This window comes from Deltaproteobacteria bacterium (genome assembly GCA_035063765.1).
Classification (GTDB): Bacteria; Myxococcota_A; UBA9160; order UBA9160; family PR03; genus CAADGG01.
Map to the genome: position 1 here is coordinate 102,124 of JAPSFT010000014.1, position 9,677 is coordinate 111,800.

The 9,677-nt window shown below is 74.2% G+C and carries 9 protein-coding genes; 5 read left to right on the forward strand and 4 right to left on the reverse strand.

What is annotated here, in order from left to right; genetic code table 11:
• Window positions 1–105: 105 nt before the first annotated feature.
• The 3 genes from OZ948_12415 to OZ948_12425 are packed head-to-tail and all read left to right on the forward strand — an operon-like array spanning window position 106 to window position 2,229.
• The gene (locus tag OZ948_12415; GenBank protein ID MEB2345537.1) at window positions 106–837 is read left to right on the forward strand and encodes an IclR family transcriptional regulator; all 732 of its coding nucleotides are present in this window, start codon (window positions 106–108) and stop codon (window positions 835–837) included.
• Entirely contained in the window at window positions 834–1,700 is an 867-nt protein-coding gene (locus OZ948_12420; GenBank protein ID MEB2345538.1) for an aminotransferase class IV, read from the forward strand. The genes OZ948_12415 and OZ948_12420 overlap by 4 nt, the downstream gene beginning before the upstream one ends.
• A complete protein-coding gene (locus OZ948_12425) occupies window positions 1,690–2,229 on the forward strand; it encodes an N-acetyltransferase (protein MEB2345539.1) in 540 nt (179 codons plus the stop codon). The genes OZ948_12420 and OZ948_12425 overlap by 11 nt, the downstream gene beginning before the upstream one ends.
• On the opposite strand, the gene OZ948_12430 is transcribed toward OZ948_12425, so the two are convergent.
• From OZ948_12430 to OZ948_12445, 4 genes are read right to left on the reverse strand one after another with little or no spacing between them, the layout of a single operon-like run.
• Window positions 2,202–2,447 (reverse strand): hypothetical protein, encoded by a 246-nt coding sequence (locus tag OZ948_12430; GenBank protein MEB2345540.1) that lies wholly within the window; start codon window positions 2,445–2,447, stop codon window positions 2,202–2,204. The two genes, OZ948_12425 and OZ948_12430, sit on opposite strands and share 28 nt — an antisense overlap.
• 13 nt (window positions 2,448–2,460) lie before the next feature.
• Entirely contained in the window at window positions 2,461–3,636 is a 1,176-nt protein-coding gene (dusB, locus tag OZ948_12435; GenBank protein ID MEB2345541.1) for a tRNA dihydrouridine synthase DusB, read from the reverse strand.
• Window positions 3,637–3,649: 13 nt separating this feature from the next.
• Window positions 3,650–6,772 carry a hypothetical protein gene (locus OZ948_12440; GenBank protein MEB2345542.1) on the reverse strand — a complete coding sequence of 1,041 codons (3,123 nt, stop codon included), beginning with the start codon at window positions 6,770–6,772 and terminating at the stop codon, window positions 3,650–3,652.
• On the reverse strand, window positions 6,762–7,955 hold the full coding sequence (locus OZ948_12445; GenBank protein ID MEB2345543.1) for a hypothetical protein: 1,194 nt from the start codon (window positions 7,953–7,955) through the stop codon (window positions 6,762–6,764). The genes OZ948_12440 and OZ948_12445 overlap by 11 nt, the downstream gene beginning before the upstream one ends.
• Window positions 7,956–8,352: 397 nt before the next feature.
• Here OZ948_12445 and OZ948_12450 point away from each other — a divergent pair, with 397 nt between their 5' ends.
• Complete coding sequence (locus tag OZ948_12450; protein ID MEB2345544.1) at window positions 8,353–9,141, forward strand: MotA/TolQ/ExbB proton channel family protein; 789 nt, start codon at window positions 8,353–8,355, stop codon at window positions 9,139–9,141.
• On the forward strand, window positions 9,119–9,553 hold the full coding sequence (locus tag OZ948_12455; protein ID MEB2345545.1) for a biopolymer transporter ExbD: 435 nt from the start codon (window positions 9,119–9,121) through the stop codon (window positions 9,551–9,553). The genes OZ948_12450 and OZ948_12455 overlap by 23 nt, the downstream gene beginning before the upstream one ends.
• Window positions 9,554–9,677: the final 124 nt, after the last annotated feature.

Consider the following 9,677-nt stretch of genomic DNA (forward strand, 5'->3'; position numbering starts at 1 on the left):
CGGGCGAGGTGACGGGGCGCACCGGTGGCGGAACGGGCGGTGCCCGGTACCTTCCCGCGTACAGGAATCGTGTTCCGTATTCTGGAACGACCCCGAGGAGCTGCCGTGGACGCGACGACCAGCGTCGAGAAGGCGCTCGACGTGCTCTTCCACCTGCACGGCGCCGGCGCTGCGGGGGTGAGCGAGATCGCACGCGCGCTCGCGCTGCCGAAGTCCACGACGCACCGCCTGCTCGGGTCGCTGCTGCGCCGCGGCCTCGTCGAGCAGGACGAGCAGGGCCGCTACCGGCCGGGGCTGCGGCTGGTGGCGCTCGGGCTCGGCGTGCTCGACCGCGAGCCGGTGGTGGCGGCGGCACGCCCGCAGCTCGAGGCCGAAGCCCGGGCCACCGGCGAGACCCTGTTCCTGGCGGCGGCGCGCGGCGGGCGCGTCGTGGTGCTCGACAAGGTGGAGGGCACCGGCTTCCTGCGCGCGTCGCCGCGCGTGGGCGAGGAGGTGCCGCTGCCGGTGACGGCGACCGGCCTCCTGCATCTCGCCTTCGCCCCCGAGAGCGTCGCACGCTCGGCATCGACGCCGTCTGGTTTTGCCGAGCGGCAGGCGCTGGCGCGCGAGGTGGCGTTGGCGCGGCGGCGCGGCTGGGCGCAGAACCGCGAGGAGTGGATCCCGGGCCTCGCGGTGGTGGCCGCTCCGGTGCTCGCAGCCGGGCGCCTCGTCGCGGTCGTCGCGCTGGCGGCGCCCGCGGTGCGCCTGCCCGCCGGCCAGACCGGGCGCTTCGCACGCCGGGTGGTGGCCGCGGCGGAGCGGATCGGCGCCACCCTCGAGGGGAGGAGTGCGGCATGAAGATCTGGATCGACGGGCGGGTCGTGGACCCCGCCGAGGCGTACGTCCCGGTGACCGACCACGGCCTCCTCTACGGCGACGGCGTCTTCGAAGGCATCCGCGCCTTCGGCCGCCGCGTGTTCCGCCTCGACGACCACCTGGCGCGGCTGCGGGTCTCCGCCGCCGCGATCGGTCTGGCACTCCCCCTCGACGAGGCGGGTCTGCGCGAGGTGGTGCTCGCGCCTCTGCGCGCGCTCGGCCGCGACGACGCCTACGTGCGGCTCGTGGTCACGCGCGGGGAGGGGGCCCTCGGCGTCGACCCGAGCAGCTGCCCGCGGCCGCGCGTCTTCTGCATCGCCGCCGAGGCGGCGATCTTCCCGGCCGCGAAGCTCGCCGCCGGTCTCGACCTCGTGACGGTGAGCTGGCGGCGCCCCGCGGCGGACGTGCTCGACCCGCGCGTGAAGAGCCTCAACTACCTGAACAACGCGCTCGCCAAGCTCGAGGCGCGCCGGCGCAGCGCCGACGAGGCGCTCCTGCTGAACGCGGCGGGCACGGTCGCGGAGGCGAGCGTGGCGAACGTCTTCGTGCTCCGCGGGCGTACCCTCGCCACGCCGCCGCCGGGCGACGGCTGCCTCGAGGGCATCACGCGCCGCACGGTGTTCGAGCTCGCGCCCGGGCTCGGGCTCGAGGCGCGCGAGCGTTCGCTCGCGCGCAGCGACCTGCTCGGCGCCGACGAGGTCTTCCTGACCGGCACCGGGGCTGGCATCGTGCCGGTGCGCTCGCTCGACGGGCAGGCGATCGGAAGTGGGCCGCCCTTCGCGGTGGTCGAGCGGCTGCGCGCGGGCTATCGCGAGCGCGCCAAGGTCCTCGGCGTTGCCTTCTGAGCGCTGCGAGGCCGGCCGCGGCAGCGTGGAGATCCGTGCCGTGCGCGCCGGGGACCACGCAGCGGTGGGGGCGCTGCACGAGCGCGCCTTCGGCCAGCCCGCCGAGGCACGGCTCGTCGAGGCGCTGCACGCGGCGGGTGCAGCCATGCTCTCGCTCGTGGCCGAGCGCGACGGCCGGGTCGTCGGCCACGTGCTCTTCAGCCCGGTCACCGTGCGGGACGGAGCGCGCGCGTGGGACGCGATCGGGCTCGGACCCGTGGCGACGCTTCCGGAGCAGCAGCGCCAGGGGATCGGCTCGGCGCTCGTGCGCGCGGGCCTCGACGCCTGCCGCGTACGGGGACACCCGGTGGTGTTCGTGCTCGGGCACGCCAGCTACTACCCGCGCTTCGGCTTCCGGCCGGCCGCCGAGGCGGGCCTGCGCTGGGAGCACGGGCACGAGGGGTCGTTCTTCGTCGTCGAGCTCGAGCCGGGCGCGCTCGCGGGGCGCCGGGGAGTCGTCCGCTACCGGCCGGAGTTCGCGGGGGTCTGAGCTTCCGCGCTGCCGTCCGCGGGCGCGCCGCGCCTGCGCCAGCTCGCGAAGAGGGCCGTGAGCACGCCGAGCAGGAGCTCGTCGGCGAGCGGGATCGGGTCCGGGAAGACGAGCGTCAGGAGGAAGAGCACCCCCGCCACGAGGAAGAGCGCCGGGAAGCGCAGGCGGGTGAGCCGGCCGAGGAGCCATCCGACGATCGCCGCCCGCGGTGCGCGCATGGGGTCCTCCCGGTCACCCGCCCGAGCCCGGGTCCTCGGCTTCGACTCCGAGCGGTGTCGGATCGTCCCGGTCGAGCAGCCAGCCCTCGGGGAGCAGGACGCGCTGCACGCCGCCGGTCTTGCCGCGCGGCACCCGCAGGGCGGCGGGCGGGAAGGGCTCGTCCGTGACGTGCGCAGCGAGCAGCGCCTCGAGCTGCGCGAGGGTCTCGACCTGCATGAGCTGCGGCCGCAGGCGCGAGCTGTGGCGGAAGCCCTTGGTGTACCAGGAGCCGTGCTTGCGGAAGCTGCGCACACCGTGGCGCTCGCCGAACCACGCGGCCAGCAGGCGCGCGTGCTCCCCCATGATCGCGAAGACCTCGCGCAGCGTGGGGGGGGCCTGGGGCGGGCGGCCGGCAAAGGCGTCGGCGAGGTCGCGGAACAGCCACGGCCGGCCGAGGCAGCCGCGGCCGACCACGACGCCGTCGCAGCCGGTCGTGCGCATCATGCGCAGCGCATCCTGCGCCTCCCAGACGTCGCCGTTGCCGAGGACCGGGATCGAGGCGACCGCCTGCTTGAGCCGCGCGATCGCGTCCCAGCGGGCTTCGCCGTCGTAGAGCTGGGCGGCGGTGCGCGCGTGGAGCGCCACCGCGGCGCAGCCCTCGTCCTCGGCGATGCGGCCGGCGTCGAGATAGGTCTCGTGGCGGTCGTCGATGCCGATCCGGAACTTGATCGTGACGGGGATCGGGCCGGCGTGACGGACGGCCGCCCGCACGATGCGGCGGAGCAGCTCGCGCTTCCAGGGCAGCGCGGCACCGCCGCCGCGTCGCGTCACCTTGCGCACCGGGCAGCCGAAGTTCATGTCGATGTGGTCGACGCGGCCCTCGCCCGCCAGCCAGGCGACCGCCTCGCCGACGGACACGGGGTCGACGCCGTAGAGCTGGAGGCTGCGCGGCTTCTCGTCGGGCGCGAAGGCAGCGAGGTGGAGGGTCTTCGCATTGCCCTCGACGAGGCCGCGCGCGGTGATCATCTCGCTCACGTAGAGGCCCGCGCCGAAGCCGCGGCACAGCGTGCGGAAGGCGGCGTTCGTGATGCCGGCCATCGGCGCCAGCACGACCGGCGGCCAGGCCTCGATGCCCCCGCGCGCGACCGCGCCGATCGCGAGCGCCCGGAACGGGGACAGACCCGGCGATTCGGCGATTCTCGGGGCCATCGCGCTGGCGACCCTAGCGAATCGCCGAATCGCCGGGTCTGTCCCCGCGCCAGGAGGGGTCGATGGAGCCGCAGTCGAGGGGGGGGAAGGAGGGAGGGACGGCGCCGCCGGCGGCGGCGGGGACGAGCTGCTGGCCGCGGAAGACGCGGTCGATCCGGCCGTCGAAGTCGGTGTCCTCGTCCTGCTGGGTGACGGCGTCGCCCGAGAGGTGCTGGATCACGTCGGGCTTGCGGTCGCGATTGGTGTCGGCGTCGATCCGCACCCGCACGCCACCCTCGTAGACCTCGCGCTGGTCGCCGATCCCGTTCTTGTCGGTGTCGAGGAGCGCCTCGACGACCTGGCCGCCCTCGACCCGCGCGCGTGCGTCGAAGGTCCCGTCGCCGTTCGCGTCGATGCACTGGGCCACGACGGACCCGTCGGCCGCCAGCACGAGCTTCTTGTTCGGGCGTTTGCCACCGCCCTCGATCAGCTCCTGCGCGACGGCGCGGCCCTCGCCGTCGAAGAGCGTCAGCACGTCGACCTTCCCGTCGCCGTCCGTGTCGCGCGCCTCGCGCACCGGGCGGCCGGCCGAGAAGGTGATCCAGGTGTCGAAGCGCCCGTCTCCGTCGCCATCCCGCTGCTCCTCGGCGACGTTGCCGGCCTCGTCGTAGGTCTGCGCCACGCGGCCGCCGCCGCCCGCCTGGACCAGCTCGAGGGGCTTGCCGTCCTTGTACCTGACCGTCACGTCGGGCTGCCCGTCGCCGTCCTTGTCCTCGCGCCGCTCGAGGATGGTTCCCTGCGCGTCGGCCACCACCCAGGTGTCGACCTTGCCGTCGCCGCTCGTGTCGGACTCCTGGATCTGGCGGCCGCTCGCGTCGGCGCGCACCACACGCTCGAAGGACCCGTCGAAGTCGGCATCCTCGCGGGTCAGCACCGGCTGGTCGTCCCGGAACTCGACGACCAGGTCTGCCTTGCCGTCGTGGTTCGCGTCGCGCTCGGTCCGGACCTTGGCGCCGCTCTCGAACACCGTGACCTGCTCGAACTTCTTGCCGTCCCGGTCGAGGTCCTCCTCGATGCGCGCCGGCCGTCCCTCGGCGTCGAAGCTCGTCACCACGTCGACCTTGCCGTCGAAGTCGCGGTCCTCGCGCTGGCGCAGCTTGCGCTCGCCCTCGTACTCGACGAAGACGTCCGGCTTGCCGTCGGCATTGGTGTCGCTCTCGGCCTTGCCGTTCCGGAAGGTGGTGACGAGCTCGAAGCGGCCGTCGCCGTCGCGGTCCTCCTGCTCGTGCACGAGCTGGCCCTTCTTCCACTCGCGCACGCGCTCGGGCCGCCCGTCGCCGTCGGCGTCCGTGACCTCCCGCGCGGGCCGGCCCTCGCGGTCGAACTCGACGGTCGTGTCCGGCTTGCCGTCGCCGTCGCTGTCGCGCACCTGGCCGCTCTGCTTGCCGTCGCGGAAGGTCGCCACCGACTCGAAGCGGCCGTCGCCGTCGGCGTCCTTCTCCTGGCGCACGGGCTCGCCGCCCTCGAAGACGGTCGCCACGTCGAACGTCCCGTCGCCGTCCTCGTCGCGCTCCTGGCGCACGACCGAGCCGTCGGGCGCGAGCTGCCCGCGCAGGTCGATCTTGCCGTCGCCGTTGGTGTCCTGCTCGAAGCGGGTCGCGACGCCGCCCTCGAAGGTGACGAAGCGGTCGGCCTTGCCGTCGCCGTCCTCGTCCTCCTCGAGGTCCGTCGTGCGGCCCTGCGCGTCGTTGGTGCGCCAGGCGTCGATCTTGCCGTCGCCGCTGCGGTCGGAGAGCACGCGCGTCTCCTTGCCGGTCGCGACGTCGAGCGTGACCCAGGTGTCGACCCGGCCGTCGCCGCTGCGGTCCTGCTCCTGCTTCTCGAGCTTGCCGGCCGGGTCGTAGAAGTTCCAGAGATCGACGCGACCGTCCTCGTCCTCGTCGAGCTCGACCCGCACGAGGCGCCCGTCGGCGTGGAACTCGCTGCGCTTCGGCGTCCCCTTGGCGGTCGTGGTGACGCGCTTCACGACCTCGCCGTCCTGGTACTCGGCGGTGGTCTCGAAGCTCCCGTCGAAATCGGCGTCGACCTGCTCGCGCGCGAGCTTCTCGTGCGCGTCGAAGTCGAAGACCGCGTCGACGTCGCCGTCGGCGTTGCGGTCCTCCTCCTGGCGCGCCTTCCGGCCTTCGCGGAAGGTGATGAAGGTGTCGCGCTTGCCGTCGTGGTTGGCGTCGGCCTCGCTGCGCAGCGGCGCGTCACCCGAGAACTGGGTCACGAGCTCGGGCCGGCCGTCACCGTCCTCGTCCTTCTCCTCGCGCACGCGCACGCCGTTCTCGTAGACGACGACCACCTCCGCGCGCCCGTCGCCGTCGAGGTCGCGCTCCTGCGCCACCTCCTGGTCGTTCTCGAAGCGCGAGACGGTGTCCATGCGCCCGTCGCCGTCGCTGTCGGCCTCGCGCTTCACGCGCTTGCCGCCCGCGAAGGTCGTGACCGCGGTGGGGCGCCCGGTACCCTCGGGATCCTCCTCGATGCGGACCTTCTCGCCGTTCTCGTAGAGGATCGTCACGTCGAAGCGGCCGTCGCCGGTCGTGTCCTGGAGCTCGCGCAGCTTCTGGCCGGCCGCATCGAAGGTGGCGACCAGCTCGGGCTTGCCGTCGCCGTTGGCGTCCTCCTCGATGCGCGACGGCTTGCCGTCCTGGTAGGTCACGCGCCGGTCGGCGCGGCCGTCGCCGTCACGGTCGCTCTCCTCGCGGGCCGGCTGGCCGCCCGCGTAGGTGATGGTGGTGTCCGGCTTCCCGTCCTGGTTCGTGTCCGAGCGCTGCAGCGCCGGCTGGCCGCCCGCGAACTCGAGCCAGAGGTCCGGCTTCCCGTCGCCGTCCGTGTCCCGCTCCTGCGCGGCGGGCTGGCCGGCGGCGTCGTAGGTGACGGTCGTGTCGAAGCGGCCGTCGCCGTCGGAGTCCTGCTCGGCGCGATGGGGCTTCCCGCCCTGGTACTTCACGATCTCGTCGGGGCGGCAGTCGCCGTTCGCGTCGGTGCGCTTCTCGGCGAGCTCCTCGTGGTCGTCGTAGAGCAGCTCGACGGGCGGGCACTTGCGCTGCGCCGTGGCGTCGGCGCCGAGCAGCAGGACGCCCGCGACGAGCCAGACGGAGCTAGTTCGCAACGGCGGTGCTCGTGGTCTCGAGGGTGAAGGTGGCGGTGAGCTGGGAGCCCGCGAGGCAGCGGACCCGGTCCGGCATCGGCGGGAAGGGCGAGGCCGCGCGCAGCGCGTCGACGACCGAGGAGCCGACGCCCGGGTCGTCGGCCGTGACCATCTCGACGCGGCTCGCGGAGCCGCCGGCGTCCACCTGGAAGCGCAGCTTCGCCCGCACCCGGCCGACCGGCGTCCGGCCCGCGGTGGCCCAGCGCGCCAGCGTGCGCTGCTTGATCTGGTCCATGTAGGCGCGCACCTCCGGCCGGGTGTCGCAGTCCGGGTCGCCGCCGCCGAGCACCGTGCCGGAGCCGCCCGGCCCCTTCAGGTTGCTCTGGCCGACGCGGGTGTTGACGTTCGCGAGCCGGGGCCCGTCGGGGCTGCCGAGCACGTCGCGGCTCGAGAGCTGGCCTTCGCGCACCGACGAGCCGTCGCCGGTCGTGGCGCTGCCGGTGCCGACCGTGGTGCCCGACGCGACCACCTGGCGGGGCCCGACCGAGGCCCCGACCGGCGCGTCCCGCTCGATCGGCCCGCGCAGGGCCGGCGCCCCCGCGGCGCCGAGGTCCACCCGGCTCGGGGTCGCGGCGACCGGCGAGGGGGCGGCCTGGACCGACTCGACGGCGAGGGGCGCGCTCGAGATCTCGCGCGGCGCGGTGACCGAGCTGACGGTCTTCATGTCGAGCTTGGGCGCCTCGACGGCCGGCGCGGCCCGCGCGATCACCGTCGGGTTCACGACCTGGGGCTGGATGGCCTGGGCCTGCGGCGCGAACGTGAGGCTGCGCCGCTCGGCCAGGGCCTTCGGCGCGGGTGCCGGAGCGGGCTTCGGGCGCGCGACGGGGACGGGCTCCGGCCGCGGCGCCGGGACGGGCGCCGGCGTCGGCGCGCGCTCGACCCGGGGCTCGGGGCGCGGCTTCGGCGGCGGAGGCGGCGGCGGGGGAAGGAGCGCAACCGGGATCGGCTTCTCCTTCTCCTCGGGGGGAGCGAGCCAGGTCGCGAGCACCAGCGCGCCCAGCAGGAGCGCGTGCACCCCGAGAGCTCCGAGACCGGCAAGCAGCCGGCGGCTCCGGCCCTCCGGGCGCGGGTACGCAAAGCCCGGGAACGAGAAGCGCGGGGCCGCACCGGCACGCGCAGCGGCGCCGACGCGCAGCAGGTGCATCGGCGAGGGGCGAGGCTCACGGCGTCGGATGCGGATCGCTGCGGCCATCCCGGCCTCCAACCTGGCCTGACTGGAACCCTGACTGGAACCCTGACTGGAACCCCGACTGGAACCCCAGCGGGAAACGCGGCTGGAACCTCCGGCCTGACTGGGGCCTCCGCTGGGCTGGCTGGCTCGGGAGATGGACGGCGCTGCGCCGGAAATCTTCGGCGTCGCTCGGGAATCTCCGCCTCGCCCGATCGTAGGGGCCACGGCCGGTGAGTGTCAACGCGGCCGGGGCAGGTGTCGAGTTGCACATCCCCGGATCCCGCGGGCGTGGCCGACCCGAACGCATCGGATACGGTACTCACCCGTCAGAGCCTCGCCCCCTTTCCCGGACGAGGAGCCCGGAGCACCGATGGAAGAGCAGGCCCAGACCCCTCCCGCCAACCCCGCGCAGCTCGATCCCGCGCAGGTCGTGGGCGACGCCAGCACGGCGGCGCCCGCCACGACGGCCACCACGCTCCAGCCGCACGAGCTCACGGTCGTGCAGATGATGCAGCAGGGCTGGTACGCGAGCGTGCCGCTGCTGCTCTGCTCGGTGCTGGTGCTCGCCGTCGCCGCGGAGCGCTTCCTCCGCTACCTCGGCCTCGAGAAGCGCTCGCGCGAGCTCACCCGCAACGTGGTGGAGGCGATCGCCAAGCGCGACCTCGCCACCGCCAACGCCCTGTGCACGACCGCCAAGACGCCGCTCGGACAGGTCTTCAAGGAAGGGCTGGCCTGGAAGAACATCGCGCTCGAGGATCTCGAGCGGATCCTCACGACCTCGCGCCAGGAGGCGATCAGCGACCTGCGCAAGGGCCTCTGGCTGCTCGGCACGATCGGCTCGCTGGCGCCCTTCGTCGGCCTGTTCGGCACCGTGGTCGGCATCATGAAGGCCTTCCGCCAGATCGCGATCGAAGGCTCGGGCGGCTTCGCGGTCGTGGCGGCCGGCATCTCCGAGGCGCTGATCGCGACCGCGATCGGCCTCGGCGTCGCGATCGTGGCGCTCGCCTTCTACAACTTCCTGCAGGTCAAGATCGGCAACGTGGGCGCCTCCTGGGCGCGCTCGACCGAGCGGCTCGTGCAGGCGCTGCTCTACGTCGAGTCCGCCGCGCAGCCGCTGCGTGCCGAGGAGGTGGGCCGTGGCCATCCACTCCCTGCCTAGCGCCGAGGAAGCGACCGGCGACGACATCGTCGCCGAGATCAACATCACCCCGCTCACCGACATCTTCCTGGTGCTGCTGATCATCTTCATGGTCACGACCAGCGTGATCTCGAGCCAGGGCAAGGAGGTGGCGCTGCCGGAGGCCGCCGTCGCGGCCCAGGCGCCGCAGGGGGTCACGGTCACCGTCACGGCCGAGGACGAGATCGCCGTCGACGGCACCGTCGTCCCGCTCGAGCAGCTCGAGCCGACGCTGAAGGCCGCCCTCGAGGGCGCGCGCGAGAAGGTGGTCGTCCTGCGCGGCGACCGCGCCGTCGAGCTCGGCCGCGCGGTCGGGATCCTCGACACGGCGCAGCGCGCGGGCGCCACGGGCATCGCGCTCGCGACGCAGCCGCCGAAGGGTGGCGCGCGCTGAGCGGCTAGTGTCCTGTGTCGGAAGTTCGCCGTCGAAGTCTCGAGCCGTCGCGGGCGGCTGGGTGTGCACCGAGATCGCGGCTACGGGCCGCTCGCAAGGCGCGCGACCGAGCCATGGCCGTCGC

Coding starts and splice junctions, on each gene's coding strand:
- dusB (MEB2345541.1), bottom strand. CDS start 3,636: ATGGCCCCGAGAATCGCCGAATCGCCGGGTCTGTCCCCGTTCCGGGCG.
- OZ948_12420 (MEB2345538.1), top strand. CDS start 834: ATGAAGATCTGGATCGACGGGCGGGTCGTGGACCCCGCCGAGGCGTAC.
- OZ948_12445 (MEB2345543.1), bottom strand. CDS start 7,955: ATGCACCTGCTGCGCGTCGGCGCCGCTGCGCGTGCCGGTGCGGCCCCG.
- OZ948_12450 (MEB2345544.1), top strand. CDS start 8,353: ATGGAAGAGCAGGCCCAGACCCCTCCCGCCAACCCCGCGCAGCTCGAT.
- OZ948_12430 (MEB2345540.1), bottom strand. CDS start 2,447: ATGCGCGCACCGCGGGCGGCGATCGTCGGATGGCTCCTCGGCCGGCTC.